13 protein-coding genes are annotated in these 18,170 nt (G+C 57.8%); 5 read left to right on the top strand and 8 right to left on the bottom strand.

What is annotated here, in order from left to right; genetic code table 11:
- Positions 1-6 precede the first annotated feature (6 nt).
- On the top strand, positions 7-1,053 hold the full coding sequence (gene fbpC, locus OGX75_RS15630) for a ferric ABC transporter ATP-binding protein (RefSeq protein WP_024130614.1): 1,047 nt from the start codon (positions 7-9) through the stop codon (positions 1,051-1,053).
- Between the two features lie 87 nt (positions 1,054-1,140).
- On the opposite strand, the gene mmuM is transcribed toward fbpC, so the two are convergent.
- Positions 1,141-2,073, bottom strand: coding sequence for a homocysteine S-methyltransferase (gene mmuM / locus OGX75_RS15625; RefSeq protein WP_134769687.1), 933 nt, complete (start codon positions 2,071-2,073; stop codon positions 1,141-1,143).
- Positions 2,074-2,494: 421 nt separating this feature from the next.
- Between mmuM and OGX75_RS15620 the strand changes: the two genes are divergently transcribed.
- Positions 2,495-3,577 carry a LacI family DNA-binding transcriptional regulator gene (locus OGX75_RS15620; RefSeq protein WP_286450921.1) on the top strand — a complete coding sequence of 361 codons (1,083 nt, stop codon included), beginning with the start codon at positions 2,495-2,497 and terminating at the stop codon, positions 3,575-3,577.
- A 121-nt stretch (positions 3,578-3,698) separates the two neighbouring features.
- Positions 3,699-6,776, top strand: a complete 3,078-nt coding sequence (locus OGX75_RS15615) for a beta-galactosidase (protein WP_286450920.1) — start codon at positions 3,699-3,701, stop codon at positions 6,774-6,776.
- 96 nt (positions 6,777-6,872) lie between these two features.
- Here the strand turns inward: OGX75_RS15615 and prpE are convergent, their stop codons facing one another.
- The 4 genes from prpE to prpB form a co-directional block, all read right to left on the bottom strand.
- Entirely contained in the window at positions 6,873-8,759 is a 1,887-nt protein-coding gene (gene prpE / locus OGX75_RS15610; RefSeq protein WP_115615027.1) for a propionate--CoA ligase, read from the bottom strand.
- 33 nt (positions 8,760-8,792) lie between these two features.
- On the bottom strand, positions 8,793-10,244 hold the full coding sequence (locus OGX75_RS15605; protein WP_071259950.1) for a bifunctional 2-methylcitrate dehydratase/aconitate hydratase: 1,452 nt from the start codon (positions 10,242-10,244) through the stop codon (positions 8,793-8,795).
- Positions 10,245-10,283: 39 nt separating this feature from the next.
- Complete coding sequence (gene prpC / locus OGX75_RS15600; RefSeq protein WP_286450919.1) at positions 10,284-11,453, bottom strand: bifunctional 2-methylcitrate synthase/citrate synthase; 1,170 nt, start codon at positions 11,451-11,453, stop codon at positions 10,284-10,286.
- A 149-nt stretch (positions 11,454-11,602) separates the two neighbouring features.
- Positions 11,603-12,481 (bottom strand): methylisocitrate lyase, encoded by an 879-nt coding sequence (gene prpB, locus OGX75_RS15595; protein WP_024130618.1) that lies wholly within the window; start codon positions 12,479-12,481, stop codon positions 11,603-11,605.
- A gap of 265 nt (positions 12,482-12,746) precedes the next feature.
- On the opposite strand from prpB, the gene prpR reads away from it, so the two are divergent.
- Positions 12,747-14,333 carry a propionate catabolism operon regulatory protein PrpR gene (prpR, locus tag OGX75_RS15590; RefSeq protein ID WP_286450918.1) on the top strand — a complete coding sequence of 529 codons (1,587 nt, stop codon included), beginning with the start codon at positions 12,747-12,749 and terminating at the stop codon, positions 14,331-14,333.
- 211 nt (positions 14,334-14,544) lie between these two features.
- Here the strand turns inward: prpR and yahO are convergent, their stop codons facing one another.
- Entirely contained in the window at positions 14,545-14,820 is a 276-nt protein-coding gene (gene yahO / locus OGX75_RS15585; RefSeq protein ID WP_012133651.1) for a DUF1471 family periplasmic protein YahO, read from the bottom strand.
- 198 nt (positions 14,821-15,018) lie between these two features.
- Here yahO and OGX75_RS15580 point away from each other — a divergent pair, with 198 nt between their 5' ends.
- The gene (locus tag OGX75_RS15580; protein ID WP_012133652.1) at positions 15,019-15,651 is read left to right on the top strand and encodes a LysE family transporter; all 633 of its coding nucleotides are present in this window, start codon (positions 15,019-15,021) and stop codon (positions 15,649-15,651) included.
- Here OGX75_RS15580 and OGX75_RS15575 read toward each other — a convergent pair.
- Together OGX75_RS15575 and OGX75_RS15570 are read right to left on the bottom strand one after the other, a co-directional pair.
- On the bottom strand, positions 15,617-16,786 hold the full coding sequence (locus OGX75_RS15575; RefSeq protein WP_115181930.1) for a multidrug effflux MFS transporter: 1,170 nt from the start codon (positions 16,784-16,786) through the stop codon (positions 15,617-15,619). The two genes, OGX75_RS15580 and OGX75_RS15575, sit on opposite strands and share 35 nt — an antisense overlap.
- 18 nt (positions 16,787-16,804) lie before the next feature.
- Positions 16,805-18,169 carry an efflux transporter outer membrane subunit gene (locus OGX75_RS15570; protein ID WP_286450917.1) on the bottom strand — a complete coding sequence of 455 codons (1,365 nt, stop codon included), beginning with the start codon at positions 18,167-18,169 and terminating at the stop codon, positions 16,805-16,807.
- Between the last annotated feature and the right edge of the window lies 1 nt (position 18,170).

Genomic DNA, 18,170 nt, shown 5'->3' with positions numbered 1-18,170 from the left:
CGCACTATGAGTCAGAAAAATTTTGTTGAACTGCGCAACGTCACCAAACGATTCGGCAGCAACACGGTTATCGATAATATCAATCTCACCATCCCGCAGGGGCAAATGGTGACGCTGCTCGGCCCTTCCGGCTGCGGCAAAACGACCATTTTGCGTCTGGTGGCCGGGCTGGAAAAACCGAGCGAAGGGCAGATTTTCATTGATGGCGAAGACGTCACCCATCGCTCTATTCAGCAGCGTGATATCTGTATGGTCTTTCAGTCTTATGCCCTGTTCCCGCACATGTCGCTGGGGGAAAACGTCGGCTACGGTCTGAAGATGCTTGGCGTGTCGCGCAGCGAAGTGAAAGCCCGTGTGCAAGAGGCGCTGGCGATGGTGGATCTGGAAGGATTCGAAGACCGCTATGTTGATCAGATCTCCGGCGGTCAGCAGCAGCGCGTGGCGCTGGCGCGCGCGCTGATCCTCAAGCCGAAGGTGCTGCTGTTTGATGAGCCGTTAAGTAACCTCGACGCCAACCTGCGTCGCAGCATGCGCGACAAGATCCGCGAACTGCAAAAGCAGTTTGATATCACCTCGCTGTACGTCACCCACGATCAGAGCGAAGCCTTTGCGGTTTCCGATACCGTGCTGGTGATGAACAAGGGGCATATTATGCAGATCGGTTCGCCGCAGGATCTCTACCGTCAACCTGCGTCACGCTTTATGGCGAGCTTTATGGGCGATGCCAACCTGTTCCCGGCGACGTTCAGTCAGGAGTATGTGGATATCTACGGCTATCGACTGCCGCGCCCGGCGCACTTTGCCGCCCAGGGTTCCGGCACCGTTGGCGTGCGCCCGGAAGCGATTACCTTGAGCGATCGCGGCGAAGAGAGCCAGCGCTGTGTGATTCAGCATGTCGCCTATATGGGGCCGCAGTATGAGGTGACGGTGGCGTGGCACGGACAGGAGATTTTATTGCAGGTTAACGCCACCCGATTGCAGCCGGACGTGGGGGAAAATTATTACCTCGAAATCCACCCGTACGGGATGTTTGTTTTAGCAGACGCAGTGTAATTGATGCCGGGTGGCGCTACGCTTACCCGGCCTACGGTTCGTGTACGTTGTAGGCCGGGTAAGGATCAGCCGCCACCCGGCACACACTCAACGTTGCGCGTTCAATTCAGCAATATCCTTCGGCGTCGTCCGGCAACAGCCGCCAATCAGCTTCGCACCCGCCGCCAGCCACTGCGGTAAATACTCCGCCAGCGTGGCGCACGCTTCGCCGTGATGATGCCAGGTTTTGCTTACCGCATCGTACCGCTCGCCCGAATTGGGATAAACCACCAGCGGCAGCGCGGTCAGCCCGTGCAAATGCTGCAATGCGGCGGTGACGTTTTCCAGCGCGATGCAGTTTACGCCAGTCGCCACAACCTGCGGGCAGGCGTTGAGGAACGCCGCCACGTCACGCAGCGGCGTACCGTCGCTCAGATGCTCACTGTCGCGCAGCGTAAACGAGAACCATGCCCGCGCCCGTGGATATTCGGTTAACAACTCAGCCAGCGCTTTAATCTCAATAAAATTCGGCAGCGTTTCGCAGGCCAGCAGGTCAACGCCCGCATCCAGCAGCGCTTCCACACGCGGGCGATGAAAAGCCTGGAACGCTTCGGGAGTACATACGTAATCCCCGCGATATTCCGCACCGTCGGCCAGATACGCGCCATATGGCCCGACGGAACCCGCCACCAGCAGCGTGCCCGCCTGCGGGTTCTCAGCCAGATACGCCTCCCGCGCTTTGCGCGCCAGTTCCACACTCTTGCCGATCAGCGCTTTCGACTGCGCTTCATCAAACCCACGCGCGGCAAGTCCTGCGGGCGTCGCCTGGTAGCTGGCGGTAATCGCGCATTGCGCCCCCGCCCGGTAGTAATCAAGGTGGACTTCGCGGATCAGCGCCGGGTTTTCTACCAGCACCTTCGCTGACCACAGGCTGTCGGCTAAATCACAGCCGCGCGCTTCCAGTTCCGTCGCCATCGCCCCGTCCAGCAACAGGAAATCCTGTTTATCAAGGATGGCGCTCAACGGATTATGTTGCGACATAGTCTGGCTCCTGTTTCTGCTTATGAAATCGGCAATGAAACAAGCACCATAACACAGCGCGCCGGGTGGTAATCGGGAGCGCTACGCAATTATTAAAGACCCGTCAGCCTTGTACCAGCCGCAAACGCGCGCGCCGGGCGCTCAGCACCGGGTGAGGAGTAACAATGAGGTAAAGAAAGGGTCGCCAGCTCATAATGCCTCCGCTGCCAGAATCTCTTACAACTCTGGCAACAAGGCAACGCACCGGCGCTCAGACAGAAGTGGGAACATACCGTCCCCACTCATACGACGGAATGAGGACAACGTCAGGAGCCGGGGTCGATATCAGCCGACAAACTGACGTCAGCCCGGCAGAATGGCGAAAAACCTTCAGGGTGTGGCATCATAACGCGCAGATAACAACAAATTCAGGGTGATGAATGTGAAACCGGTAACGCTCTATGATGTTGCAGACCGTGCAGGCGTCTCTTATCAGACCGTCTCTCGCGTGGTGAATCAGGCCAGCCACGTTTCCGCCAAAACCCGTGAAAAAGTCGAAGCCGCGATGGCGGAGCTGAATTACATTCCCAATCGCGTCGCGCAGCAGCTGGCGGGTAAACAAACCCCGCTCATCGGCGTCGCCACCGCTAACCTCGCGCTGCACGCGCCGTCGCAAATTGTCGCGGCGATTAAATCCCGCGCCGACAGGTCAGGCGCCAGCGTGGTGATCGCGATGGTGGAGCGCAACGGAGTAGACGCCTGCAAAGCGGCGGTACATAACCTGCTGGCACAGCGGGTAAGCGGGTTGATCATCAACTACCCGCTTGATGAGAACGATGCCATTGCCGTTGCCGCCGCCTGCGGCAACGTGCCGGTACTGTTTCTCGACGTGTCCGATCGGTTCCCCGTTAACAGCATTATTTTTTCCCATGACGACGGCGCGCGTCTGGGCGTTGAGCATCTGGTAGAACACGGGCACCAGCGCATCGCGCTATTGACAGGGCCGCGCTCGTCCGTCTCTGCACGGCTAAGACTGGCGGGCTGGCATAAATATCTGACCCACTATCAGCTGCGACCAGTGGCAGAAACGGAAGGCGACTGGAGCGCGATGTCCGGTTTCCAGCAAACCATGCAGATGCTCAATGACGGAACGATTCCTACCGCAATACTGGTGGCTAACGATCAGATGGCGCTGGGCGCCATGCGGGCGATCGCTGAGTTTGGCCTGCGCATCCCGCAGGATATCTCGGTGATAGGCTACGATGACACCGAAGACAGCGCCTGCTACATCCCACCGCTGACCACCATCAGACAGAATTTCCCCCTGCTTGGCGCAACCAGCGTCGACAAACTGCTGCAACTCTCCCGTGGCGAACCCGCCACCGATAACCAGCAACTCCCCGTTTCATTGGTTCAGCGTAAAACCGTGCAGCCCCCCAATGCTCAGGTCACTTCTCCGCAGGCGTTGGCCGACTCCCTGCTCCAACTGGCTCGGCAGGTTTCGCTGTTAGCGCCGAAAATGTGAACGCATAACAATTGTGTGAGTCAGTTCACTCATTGAACCTCCTGTCCTTTACAGCAGGAGTCCCTTCTTCGTATTTTGACTGAAATTGTGAGCGAATAACAAACTCAATCAGGATACCGCTATGCCCCAGAATGCAGATTCACTCGCCGTCGTTCTGAAACGTCGCGACTGGGAAAACCCTGGCGTAACGCAACTTAATCGCCTGGAGGCGCACCCTCCTTTTTGCAGCTGGTGTAATGCCGATGACGCCCGCGCGAACCGTGACTCCGCACAAAAGCGCAGCCTGAACGGTGAATGGACGTTTGCCTGGTTTTCAGCGCCTGAAGCAGTCCCAGAGAGCTGGCGGACAAGCGATCTGCAACAGGCGAATAGCGTGCGCGTGCCGTCTAACTGGCAAATGGACGGTTACGACGCCCCCATTTATACCAACGTCACCTATCCCATTCCGGTTAACCCGCCGTTCGTTCCGGCAGATAACCCAACCGGATGTTACTCGCTCACATTCAGTATTGACGCAGACTGGCTACAGGCAGGCCAGACGCGGATCATTTTTGATGGCGTGAACTCCGCCTTCCATTTGTGGTGCAACGGTCGCTGGGTCGGATACGGTCAGGACAGCCGTCTGCCGTCTGAATTCGATCTCACGCATTTTTTGCTTAAGGGTGAAAACCGCCTCGCGGTAATGGTGCTGCGCTGGAGTGACGGCAGCTATCTGGAAGATCAGGATATGTGGCGGATGAGCGGCATTTTTCGCGACGTCTCGCTGCTGCATAAACCGGCAACGCAAATCCGTGATCTGCGCATCAACACCCGCTTCAACGATGATTTCAGCCGCGCAGTGCTGGAAGCGGAGGTCAGAGCGACGGGGGAACGACGCGATGATTTACGCGTGACGGTACAGCTGTGGGATAGCGAAACATTCGTCGGAGAAAAAACCGCCCCGCTCGGCAGCGAGATCATTGATGAGCGCGGCGCTTACCCTGATCGCACAACCCTTCGTCTGAATGTCGAACACCCGTCGCTGTGGAGCGCGGAGGCCCCGCATCTGTATCGTGCCGTTGTACAGCTACACACCGCCGATGGCACGCTGATTGAAGCCGAAGCCTGCGACGTCGGTTTTCGTCAGGTCAGCATTGAAAACGGTCTGCTGCTGTTAAACGGTAAGCCGCTGCTGATCCGCGGCGCCAACCGCCATGAACATCACCCGGAAAACGGCCAGGTGATGGATAAAGAGACCATGATTAAAGACATTCTGCTGATGAAGCAGAACAATTTTAACGCCGTGCGCTGCTCCCATTATCCGAATCACCCGTTGTGGTACACCCTGTGCGATCGCTACGGCCTGTACGTGGTGGATGAGGCCAATATCGAAACCCACGGCATGGTGCCGATGAATCGCCTGAGCGACGATCCGGTCTGGCTGCCCGCCATGAGCCAGCGCGTGACGCGGATGGTACAGCGCGACCGCAACCATCCGAGCATTATTATCTGGTCACTGGGCAACGAGTCCGGGCACGGTGCCAACCACGACGCGCTGTACCGCTGGATTAAGTCGGAAGATCCCTCCCGCCCCGTGCAGTATGAAGGCGGCGGCGCGAATACGGCGGCAACCGACATCATTTGCCCGATGTACGCCCGCGTCGATCAGGATCAGCCCTTCCCCGCCGTACCGAAATGGTCGATCAAAAAATGGCTGTCGATGCCGGGCGAGCAGCGCCCACTGATCCTGTGTGAATACGCCCACGCGATGGGCAACAGCCTCGGCGGTTACGCGAAATACTGGCAGGCGTTTCGCCAGTATCCGCGCCTGCAAGGCGGTTTTGTCTGGGACTGGGTGGATCAGTCGCTTATCAAATACGACGACGACGGTCGGCCGTGGTCAGCCTACGGCGGCGACTTTGGCGACGCGCCTAACGACCGTCAGTTCTGTATGAACGGCCTGGTGTTCGCCGACCGAACGCCGCATCCGTCACTGTATGAAGCCAAACACGCGCAGCAGTTTTTCCAGTTTACACTGCTGCCGGGAGCCGAATGCCAGATTGAAGTGACCAGCGAATACCTGTTCCGCCATAGCGATAACGAGGTGCTCCACTGGTCACTGGCGCTGGATGGCAACCCGCTGACCGCAGGCGTTGTGACGCTGGATATCCCGCCGCAGGGACGCCAGGTCATCACGCTGCCAGCGCTCCCGGAAGCGGAAACCGCAGGCCAGCTGTGGCTGACGGTACGCGTTGAACAACCGCAGGCAACCGCGTGGTCGCAAGCCGGACATATCAGCGCCTGGCAACAGTGGAAGCTCGGCGAAAAACTCGCTACGCAGTGGCCACAGCACGCTGGCAACGCGCCACAGCTCACCAGCAGCGGGACGGCATTCCGTATTGTCGCAGGCGAGAAACGCTGGGAGTTCAGCCGCCAGCAGGGCGTATTAACGCAGTTCTGGATTGGCGAAGAGGCACAGTTGCTGACTCCGCTTGTCGATCAGTTCACCCGCGCGCCGCTGGACAACGACATCGGCGTGAGCGAGGCAACCCGCATCGACCCTAACGCCTGGGTTGAACGCTGGAAGGCCGCCGGCCATTACCAGGCTAAAGCGGTATTACTGCAATGCGATGCCGACACGCTTGCCAGCGCGATACTGATTACCACCGCCCACGCCTGGCAGTATCAGGGAGAAACGCTGTTCATCAGCCGGAAAACCTACCGTATCGACGGCAACGGTGAAATGCAGATAACGGTAGATGTTGACGTCGCCAGCGGGACACCGCATCCGGCGCGCATCGGCCTGAGCTGCCAGCTTGCGCAGGTAGCGGAGCGGGTCAACTGGCTGGGATTAGGCCCGCACGAAAACTACCCGGATCGTCTCTCTGCCGCCTGTTTTGATCGCTGGGATCTGCCGCTGGAAGAGATGTACACCCCGTATGTTTTCCCGAGCGAAAACGGCCTGCGCTGCGGAACGCGTGAATTGCGCTATGGCGCGCATCAGTGGCGCGGCGATTTTCAGTTCAACATCGGTCGCTACGACCAGAAACAGCTGATGGAAACCAGCCACCGCCATCTGCTCCAGCCGGAAGCGGGCACCTGGCTCAATATTGACGGTTTCCATATGGGCGTGGGCGGCGATGACTCCTGGAGCCCTTCTGTCTCTGCGGAATATCAGCTCAGCGCCGGGCGCTACCACTACCAGATAAGCTGGCGGTAAAAGGGAAATTGCCGGATGGCGGTGCAAGCACCGTATCCGGCCTGCGATACATTTTCTTCCTGGCCCGATAAGCGATAACGCCATCGGGCACCTCGGTTACTCCTCAATCACCTGACGGATTTGTTGCAACGAAGCGGGATCGTCAAGCGTGGACAAATCGCCCGGATCGCGGCCTTCGCAAATCGCCTGGATCGTACGACGCAGCATTTTGCCAGAGCGTGTTTTCGGCAACTGTGAAACAAACCAGACGTGCGCCGGGCGGCCAAAATTACCGATCTGACTGTCCACCAGCGACATAATCGCCTTCTCTTCCGTTTGCGCCACGTCCCTGTCCTCCAGCGTGTCGCTCTGTTTCGGGATCACAAACGCTACCGCCACCTGTCCCTTCAGCGCATCTTTCACCCCCACCACCGCCACTTCCGCCACGTTCGGGTAACTGGAAATGCTTTCCTCGATCTCGCGCGTGCCCAGACGGTGTCCGGCAACGTTGATCACATCATCGGTGCGCCCGAGGATGAAATAATAGCCGTCCGCGTCGCGAATCCCCCAGTCGAAAGTGGCGTACACCTGACGCGAGAACAGCGACCAGTAGGTATTCACAAAACGCGCATCGTCCCCCCAGATAGTCTGAACGCAGCCAGGCGGCAGCGGCCCCTCAATGACCAGCATCCCCTTCTCGTTCACTTCGCAAGGTTCGCCAGTGACCTCGTTGAGCAACTGCACGTTATAGCCGTACATCGGTACGCCGGGGCTGCCCAGCCGTGAAGGCCGGTCGTCCAGCGCGCGGGCGATCGCCATAATCGGCCAGCCGGACTCGGTCTGCCAGTAGTTGTCGATAACCGGCACATCCAGCGTCTCCGTCACCCAGGCGGCCGTCGGCTCATCCAGCGGCTCACCGGCCAGATAGAGCACCTCCAGCGAGGAGAGATCGTGATTGCGGATCTGCGCCGTCGGGAACTTCTTCAACACGCGGATGGCGGTCGGCGCAGAGAACATCCGGCTGACGCGGTATTTCTCTACGATCTTCCACCAGACGCCGCAGTCCGGGTACGTCGGCAATCCTTCATAAACGATGGTTGCCATTCCTGCCAGCAACGGCGCGTAGACAATATAGGAGTGCCCCACAACCCAACCGATATCCGACGCGCAAAAGAACACGCCGCCCGCTTTGCCGCCGAAGATAGTGTCCATCGAGGTTGCCAGCGCCACCGCATAGCCGCCGACGTCGCGCTGTACGCCTTTCGGTTTTCCGGTCGTGCCGGAGGTATAGAGAATGCAGGAGATCTCATTGGATTCCAGCCAGGCCACCGGCACCCGCGCCCCGAGATGCTGCTGACGCAGCGACGCAAAATCGAGATCGCGCGCCGGTACTCGCGCCATTTTCGCCAGCCCGCGATCCACCAGCAAAACGTGGCGCGGCTGATGCTGCGCCTGCGCGATGGCATCATCCAGCAGCTTTTTATACGGCAGAATCTTACCGCCGCGCGCCCCGGCGTCTGCCGAGACAATCAGCACCGGCTTAGCGTCGTCGATTCGCGCCGCTACGCTGTGCGAGGCAAAACCGCCGAACACCACCGAATGAATCGCGCCAATCCGCGCGCAGGCCAGCAGCGTAATGTGCGCCTCGGCAATCATCGGCATATAAACCAGCACCCGGTCGCCGCGCTGCACGCCCAGCGACAACAGCATCGACGCCACCACGTTCACTTCGTCATACAACTGGCTGAAGGTAAACGTGCGCTCCTCTTCCGTTTCAGAAGAGACGGCAATCAGCGCCAGCGCATCCGGCTGCTTGTCCAGCCAGCGGTCGATAGCGTTATGGCACAAATTAGTGGTTCCGCCGCAAAACCAGCGGGCAAACGGCGGATGGCTGTGATCCAGCGTTTGAGTAAACGGCTGCTGCCAGTCGATACGTCGGGCCTGCTCGGCCCAGAACGACGCCGGCTGCGTAATGGAACGCTGATAAAACTCGCTAAAAGACATGAAGCTCTCCTGTTGAACTTACTGCCTGCTGGCTCAGATGACAAATAAGTCGAGGTATTCATTGACCGGCATCTGCTCCAGGCGAGTTCTGTCCAGGGAGACATCCAGAATGCGCTGCTGCTGACGGGTCGGGAACTGACGCGCCAGGTTGATTTTGAATTTATCGATAAGCTTCGGAATGCCGTCGGCGCGGCGGCGAGCGTGGCCAATCGGGTACTCCACTACCACCTCGGCAAACTGTGAACCATCGGTAAATTCAAGGGTGATAGCGTTGGCGATGGCGCGTTTTTCCGGGTCGTGGTAGTCGGCGGTAAACGCCGGGTCTTCAAAGCAGGTTATCTTCTCGCGCAGGGCGTCAATGCGTTTGTCCTGCGCTACGCCGTCCTCATAATCCGCCGCCGTTAAGCGCCCGAACAGTAGCGGGATCGCCACCATGTACTGAATGCAGTGGTCGCGGTCGGCCGGGTTATTCAACGGCCCTTTTTTGTCGATGATGCGAATGCAGGCTTCATGGGTGCGAATCGTCACTTTCTCAATATCCGCCGCCGTTTTACCCGCCGCCTGCATCTGTTCAAAGAGGGTCATGGCGGCTTCAACCGCCGTCTGCGAGTGGAACTCCGCCGGGAAGGAGATTTTGAACAGCACGTTTTCCATGACGTAAGAACCATACGGACGCTGGAAGCGGAACGGCTCGCCGTTGAAAGAGACGTCATAAAAGCCCCAGGTTTTCGCCGTCAGCGCCGACGGATAGCCCATCTCGCCAGTTTTTGCCATCAGCGCCAGACGCACCGCGCGGGAGGTGGCATCGCCCGCCGCCCAGGACTTACGTGTTCCGGTGTTTGGCGCATGGCGATAGGTGCGCAGCGACTGACCATCCACCCACGCCAGCGACACCGCGTTGAGGATCTCATCACGCGTCAGCCCCAGCATTTCGGCGACAACCGCTGTCGAAGCCACTTTGACCAGCAGTACGTGATCCAGGCCGACGCGGTTGAAGGAATTTTCCAGCGCGATGCAGCCCTGAATCTCATGGGCTTTGATCATCCCGGCCAGCACCTGCTTCATGGTCAGCGGCGCTTTGCCTGCGGCAACCGCATTACGCGACAGCCAGTCCGCGGTTGCCAGAATCCCGCCGAGGTTATCAGAGGGGTGGCCCCACTCTGCCGCCAGCCAGGTATCGTTGAAGTCGAGCCAGCGGATCATCGCGCCGATATTAAACGCCGCCTGCACCGGATCGAGCTGAAACTGGGTGCCCGGTACGCGTACGCCGTTCGGCACGACGGTGCCCGGAACGATCGGCCCCAGCAGTTTTTTACAGGCCGGATATTCCAGCGCTTCCAGACCGCAGCCCAGCGTGTCGAGCAAGCAGTAGTGGGCGGTATCCCAGGCCACTTTAGAGGTGATGTCGTAGTTCATGACGTAATCGACGATATCCACGATTTCACGGTCAAATTCCGGGCGAATGTTCATTATTTGTGCGGACATAGGGTACATTTCCTGCGTTTTATCGTTAGAGAAATAAAGTTATTGGCGCTGATCCAGCGGAATAAATTCGCGATCTTCCGGGCCGGTATAATTGGCGGAAGGTCGGATAATTTTGTTGTCCTGACGCTGTTCGATGATGTGCGCCGCCCAGCCGGTGACGCGGGCGATCACAAACAGCGGGGTGAACATTTCGGTGGGGACGCCCATCATGTTGTAGGAGACCGCCGAGAACCAGTCGAGGTTGGGGAACATCTTTTTCGATTCCCACATCACGTTTTCCAGACGGTCGGCGATGTTGTACATCTTCAGCGAACCACCGGCCTCCGAAAGCTGTTTCGCCACGCGTTTGATCACCTGATGGCGCGGATCGGCAATGGTGTAGACCGGATGGCCGAAACCAATGATCACCTCTTTATTTTCAATGCGTTTGCGGATATCCGCCTCGGCTTCCTCCGGCGTTTCGTAACGCTGCTGAATTTCCAGCGATACCTCATTCGCCCCGCCGTGCTTCGGGCCGCGCAGCGCGCCAATCGCGCCGATGATGGCGGAGTAGACATCGGAACCCGTCCCTGCAATCACCCGGCTGGTAAAAGTGGACGCGTTGAATTCATGCTCGGCATACAGCACCAGCGAGATGTGCATCGCCTTTTCCCAGCTTTGCGACGGCTTCTCGCCGTGCAGCAGATGCAGGAATTGGCTACCGACGGAGTCGTCGTCAGTTTCCGGCTGAATACGTTCGCCGTTATGGCTGTAGTGATACCAGTAGAGCAGGATGGAACTGAGCGAGGCCAGCAGTTTGTCGGCGATATCGCGCGCGCCGGAAACGGTATGCCCCTCTTTTTCCGGCAGCGTACAGCCGAGCGCCGACACGCCGGTGCGCATGACGTCCATCGGATGCGACGCCGCAGGCAATGCTTCCAGCACGGTGCGTACATTGGCCGGTAATCCACGCAATGCTTTCAGCTTATTTTTATAGGCATGGAGTTCATCGCTATTGGGCAATTTGCCGTGAATTAACAGATGCGCGACTTCTTCAAATTCACAATGCTCCGCGAGATCGAGAATATCGTATCCGCGATAGTGTAAGTCGTTGCCGCTTTTTCCCACGGTACACAACGCGGTATTTCCGGCCGGAACGCCCGATAATGCGACAGATTTCTTGGGCTTAATGACATGGGTGTTGTTTTGCAGGATCGTCGTATCGCTCATGTTGTCCTCGTCATTGTTATATGTAGGGTATTGAGGGTGTACGTTTCGCCGCCGTAGGCCTGATAAGGCGTAGGCCGGATAAACGAAGTGCCATCCGGCAATGCCCGATGGCGGCTGCGCCTTATCAGGCCTACGGGTCTACTACAGCTCTACTTCAGGTTCAGCGCATCCAGCTTCTCTTCGTACTGGTAATAATTGATGCTTTCGTACAGCTCGTTGCGGGTCTGCATGATGTCGATAACGTTTTTTTGCGTGCCTTCCTGGCGCAGCACGTTGTAGACACGCTCGGCAGCGCGATTCATGGCGCGAAATGCCGACAGCGGGTAGAGCGCCATCGCCACGTTAGCGCTGCGCAGTTCGTCGGTGGTAAACAGCGGCGTCGCGCCAAACTCCGTGATATTCGCCAGGATCGGCACCGGTACGGCATCGGCGAACTGGCGATACATTGACAGCTCGGTAATCGCTTCCGGGAACAGCATGTCAGCCCCCGCTTCCACATAAGCCCGCGCGCGATCGATCGCCGCCTCTAATCCTTCCACCGCCAGCGCATCGGTACGCGCCATGATCACGAAGTCAGGATCGGTACGCGCATCCACCGCCGCACGAATCCTGTCCACCATCTCCTCTTTGGACACGATCGCCTTATTCGGGCGATGGCCGCAGCGTTTCGCGCCGATCTGATCTTCGATATGCAGCGCAGCGGCGCCGGCTTTGATCATCGACTTCACCGTACGCGCCACGTTAAAGGCGGAGGAACCAAAGCCGATGTCAGCATCCACCAGCAGCGGCAGCGGGCAGACGTCGGTAATACGGCGGATGTCGGTCAACACATCATCCAGCGTGGAGATCCCCAGATCCGGCAGACCCAGCGATCCCGCCGCCACGCCGCCGCCGGAAAGGTAAATCGCCTGATAGCCTGCGCGCTGGGCCAGTAATGCGTGATTGGCATTGATGGCGCCGACGATCTGTAAGGGGTTTTCTTTGGTGAGCGCAGCGCGAAACGCCTGGCCCGGAGAGTGTAGAGACATATCCCATCCTCTTGTTATCAACTTGTTATTTAATGTTGATTCACATAAAGCAAAGGGAATGCCAGAGCGGTCGCTGAAAAAGAGAGAATTTTGTTTTTTCTTATAATTCAAACAAATAACAAAAAATACAAACTTAACCATACCTTTCATCAGGACAAAAGCGTGTCAGCTAACGTTTCATGAAACGGTTCGCGCTGTTTCATTGCAACATTTATGAAACACGACTAAAACAAAATCTCGGTCCCTCAATACAACATCAACTGCTATGGCTGACACGCACCTTCCCGCTCGCGATAATCATGACAAGCCGGTGATCTGGACGGTCTCGGTAACGCGTCTGTTCGAGCTGTTTCGCGACATCAGCCTGGAGTTCGACCATCTGGCGACCATCACCCCCATCCAGCTTGGGTTTGAAAAAGCGGTGAACTATATCCGTAAAAAACTGGCGACCGAGCGCTGTGACGCCATTATCGCGGCGGGTTCCAACGGCGCTTATTTAAAAAGCCGCCTCTCCATACCGGTGATCCTGATAAAACCCAGCGGATTCGACGTGCTCCAGGCGCTGGCGAAAGCCGGCAAACTGACTTCGTCCATTGGCGTTATCACCTACCAGGAGACGATCCCCGCGCTGATCGCCTTTCAAAAAACGTTTAATTTGCGTCTGGAACAGCGCAGCTACATCACCGAAGAGGATGCCCGTGGGCAAATTAATGAACTGAAAGCCAACGGCATTGAGGCGGTAGTCGGCGCAGGGCTAATTACCGATCTGGCGGAAGAAGCCGGGATGACCGGCATTTTTATCTATTCTGCGGCCACCGTGCGTCAGGCGTTTAGCGATGCGCTGGATATGACCCGGCTGACGTTGCAACATAGCGGCCAATATGCCTCCGGCAACGGGCTGCGCACCCGCTACGATCTGGGAGATATGCGCGGCCATTCCGCGCAAATGGAGCAGGTTCGCCATACGATCATGCTGTACGCCCGCTCCAGCGCGGCGGTGTTGATTCAGGGTGAGACCGGCACCGGTAAAGAGCTGGCGGCGCAGGCGATTCACCGCGAGTTTTTTGCCCGTCGGAGCCAGCGCAGCGGTAAAAAAACGCCTCCGTTTGTGGCCATTAACTGCGGCGCAATTACCGAATCGCTGCTTGAAGCAGAGTTATTCGGTTATGAGGAGGGGGCATTTACCGGTTCCCGACGCGGCGGACGCGCCGGTCTGTTTGAAATCGCCCACGGCGGGACGCTGTTTCTGGATGAGATTGGGGAAATGCCCCTGCCCTTACAGACTCGTCTGCTGCGCGTACTGGAAGAGAAAGAGGTGACGCGCGTTGGCGGGCATCAGCCAGTCCCGGTGGATGTACGGGTTATCAGCGCCACGCACTGCAATCTGGAACAGGCGATAAAGCAGGGGCAATTTCGCACCGATCTGTTTTATCGTCTCAGCATTCTGCGCCTGACGCTTCCGCCCCTTCGGGAGCGCCCGTCAGATATCGTGCCGCTGGCGGAGGGATTTTTGAAACAGTCTCTGGCGGCATTAGACGCGCCGTTTGGCGAATCGGTGCGCGAGGGGCTGGCGCAAAGCCAGACCATTCTTCTGCGCTATGCCTGGCCCGGCAATATTCGCGAGTTGCGTAATATGATGGAGCGCCTGGCGCTTTTTTTAAGCGTCGAGCCGCAGCCCAGTCTGGATAGCCAGTTTTTACAGCAGTTTTTACCCGAACTGGCGACGATTCCCGAAGCGCCATCAGCGCTTACGCCGCAGCAGGTTCTGGCGCAGTTTAACGGCGATAAAACCGCGGCGGCGCGATATCTGGGTATTAGCCGGACGACATTCTGGCGACGATTAAAAGAGTGAAGGTTTATTGCCGGATGGCGCTAACGCTTATCCGGCCTACGAGCTGAGTGAGAACTTATTGCCGGATGGCGCTGCCGCTTATCCGGCCTACGAGCAGAGAGAGAACTTATCGCCGGATGGCGCTGGCGCTTATCCGGCCTACGAGCTACGAGCAGCACTGAACCGTAGGCCGGATAAGACGTTTTACGTCGCCATCCGGCACAATGACAGCTTATTTTTTCTTGTAGATATCCGCAGTACCATGAATTTTATTATCGGTTTGACCGGAGGTCAGTACGACCACATCAGCCCCTTTTTCATCGGCCTTTTTAAGCAGATCCTCTTTTGCCTCCATAGTTGACGTCTCGTTGCTGGTATTAATGGTGCCTATCTTCGTGTATTGCGACTCCACTTTCTCAAACTCGACCTTTGTCAACAGCTCCGCGGCATAGACGTTGGTTACGACAAACGCTAACGCACCAATCAATACTTTATATCCTGTCTTCATATAAAAGCTCCGGTTGTGTTATTACGCTATCATCGCCTTCTCGGAACGGATGCTCTGTTCTGAGTGATTAAATAACTAGTTGAGATTAGCGGAAAAATCCAGTCAGCCGGATGTATCATAATTTGTGATCTTTCTCTCACCCCTGCACTTTTACTATAAATAGTATGGCGTTAACTATCAGGCCCTGGAAATCTCACTATGGAACCTCTGCACGCGGTTGTCCTGACCGTCAGCCTGTTCGTCTTAACCTTCTTTAACCCCGGCGCAAACCTCTTTGTGGTGGTACAAACCAGCCTCGCCTCCGGGCGTCGGGCCGGTGTATTAACGGGGCTGGGAGTGGCGCTTGGCGATGCGATTTATTCCGGGCTGGGACTGTTTGGCATGGCGACCCTGATTACCCAGTGCGAAGAAATTTTCTCGCTGATCAAAATCGTCGGCGGCGCATATTTGTTATGGTTTGCCTGGAACAGCATCCGCCATCAGGCCACCCCGCAAATGCCGACTCTGCAACAGCCCATTTCCGCTCCCTGGAGCGTGTTCTTCCGCCGGGGACTGCTAACCGATCTGTCAAATCCGCAGACGGTGCTGTTTTTCATCAGTATTTTCTCGGTCACGCTCAGCGCGGAAACCCCGACATGGGCAAGACTGATGGCCTGGGCCGGCATCGTGCTCTCTTCCGTCATCTGGCGCATCTTCCTGAGCCAGGCCTTTTCCCTACCGGCGGTACGCCGCGCTTACGGGCGGATTCAGCGCATTGCCAGCAGGGTGATTGGCGCGATCATCGGCGTGTTTGCCCTCAGGCTGATTTACGAAGGCGTGAACCACCGCTAGCCAGTAGCAGAGCGGCCACATAACAGAGCGCCACCGCCAGACTCATTTTCAGCATAGTTTCGCCGCCCAGCCCCGACAACGGCGCGGCGATGCCACCGAAAACAAACATGCTCATCCCCATCAGCGCGGAGGCGGTTCCTGACTCCTGAACGTCCACCACGCTCATCGCCTCAGCGCCCGCCACGGTGCCAATTCCGCTGCAAAAGGCGACGGTAAAAAAGAGCGCCACCAGCGCCAGAACCGGCTGCTGTAGCCAGGCGCAGAGCAAGGTGATTAACGCGCAGATGACGGCCAACAGCAAGCCGCCGCGCAGCAGCGTCATTGCCGTGATTCGACGCGCAAGACGGGAAAAAATCAGCGAGGCGACGATCAGCCCGATCCCATTAAGACCAAACAGCAGGCTGAACTGCATCGGGCTTAAGCCATACTCGCTTTGCAGCACAAATGACGAAGAGCCGATATAAGCAAACAACCCCGCCAGCATGAAGGCCTGCATCAGGCAAAAGCGCATAAAGAGACGATTTTTCACCACGCTGCGCCCGGTCGAAAATAACGATGCGCCGCGCGTTCGCTGCGGCAGCGTCTCACTGATAAACAGGATGCAGCAGAGCAAAAGCAGTGTCGCAATCCCCGCCATTACCCAAAACAACATACGCCAGTCAAACGCGGTGGCAATGTAGCCGCCCAGAACCGGAGAAAGCACCGGGGCGATGCCGTTCACCGTCATGAGCAGCGCGAAGAACTGGGTCAGGGTCACACCCTGATATTTATCCCGCGCAATAGAGCGCGAGAGCACCGAACCACCGGCCCCCGCCGCGCCCTGCACAAAACGCCAGACGATCAGCCAGTGAATATCCTGAGTTGTCGCGCACAGTACCGAAGAGGCAATAAACAGCAACAGCGACAGGATCAACGGAACCTTACGACCAATCCGGTCGCTGAGCGGGCCAAACAGCAGTTGCCCAAGCCCAAGACCGATCAGCGAAGACGTCAACGTCAGTTGCGTCAGGGTGGTCGTCGTTGCCAGCTGTTCGGACATCTCCGGCAGAGCGGGCAGATAAAGATCGGTACACAGCGGCCCGATCCCGGTTAACAAACCGAGGATCAGCACCCACGAAAGCGACACGCGCGCCATAAAAACACCTCCCTCTGATTACCGGGCCCCGCCGCCGAGCGACTGCCAGAGCGTTATGCGGTTTTCATTGTCCGTCAGTTGCAGGGCGATAAGCGTTTGCTGCGCCGACCACAGCGTGCGTTGCGCCGTCAGTACGGTCAGATAATCCCCGACCCCGGCGCGATAACGACGCATCCCGACATCCAGCGTTTTTTGTTCTGCGGCGACATACTGGCGCTGGGCATCCAGCTGTTCATCCAGCGTCGCACGCCGGGCAAGCGCATCAGCCACATCTTTGAACGCGCTTTGCACCGTTTTTTCATAGGTAGCAATGAGTCCCCGTTTTTGCGCTTCGGCATAGCGAAGCTGCGCCAGGTTGCTGCCGCCGGTAAACAGCGGCAGCGTAATGGAAGGCGCAAACGACCACACCTTCATGCCATGACTGAACAAGGACGAGAGCGCATCGCTGCCGACACCGGCGCTTGCCGTCAGGGAGATGGTCGGGAAGAAATTCGCTCGCGCCGCGCCAATATCGGCATTGGCGCTTTTCAGGTTATGTTCCGCTTCCTGAATATCCGGCCGACGCAACAGCACGGAAGAAGAGACGCCAGCGGGCACCAGCGTAATCACCTGCGCATCAAGGCTTTCCAGCGTACCGGGCAGCACGCTTTCCGGCAGCGTTGTGCCCGCCAGCAGGTTCAGGGCGTTGATATCCTGCGCCACCTGAGTCTGATAACTGGCTACGCTGGCGCGCGCCTGCTGGTAAACGCTCATCGCTTCACTGACATCCGTTGCGGCGGCTGTCCCGACCTGCTGCTGACGTTGAACAATTTTCAGCGAGTTTTCCGCACTGGCCATCGTCTCCCTGGCCAGCGCCAGATTGCTGTTATCTGCCGCCAGGGTCAGCCACGCGGTGCTGATCTCGGCAATTAACGTCAAACGGGTGTTCTGCGCGGTAAATTCGCTGGCAAGCCAGGTTTCCCGCGCCGCCCGCGACAGGCTCTGATTGCGGCCAAACAGATCCAGCTCAAAGCTGGACACCGCGCCATCGGCTTCAGCGCTCGTTCCGGTTCCGTTCGCCAGCGTACGGCTGCGTGTAGAACTGAGTGAAGCATTCACCGTCGGGAACAACGAGGCACGCGCTTCGCCATACAACGCCCGTGCGGAGTCGATATCAGCAATCGCCTTCTGGACATCACGGTTACTGTTAAGGGCGGTGTTCACCACCTGTTGCAGCCGCGCGTCGTTAACAATCTGCTGCCAGTCGCGGCTGACAGCGTTCCCCTGCCCCTGCGCGCCCGGTAAAGTTGCCGGAACCGGCGCATCGGGCGTGCTGTAGTGCGGATCAAGCGACACACACCCTGCGCTCAGGAGAGCGAAAACAAAGAGAAAAATACGCAACATA

Origin of the sequence: Citrobacter sp. CK199, assembly GCF_030333285.1 — a bacterium.
GTDB classification, from domain to species: Bacteria; Pseudomonadota; Gammaproteobacteria; order Enterobacterales; family Enterobacteriaceae; genus Citrobacter_B; species Citrobacter_B koseri.
This window is presented reverse-complemented; position numbering and strand designations above follow the sequence as displayed.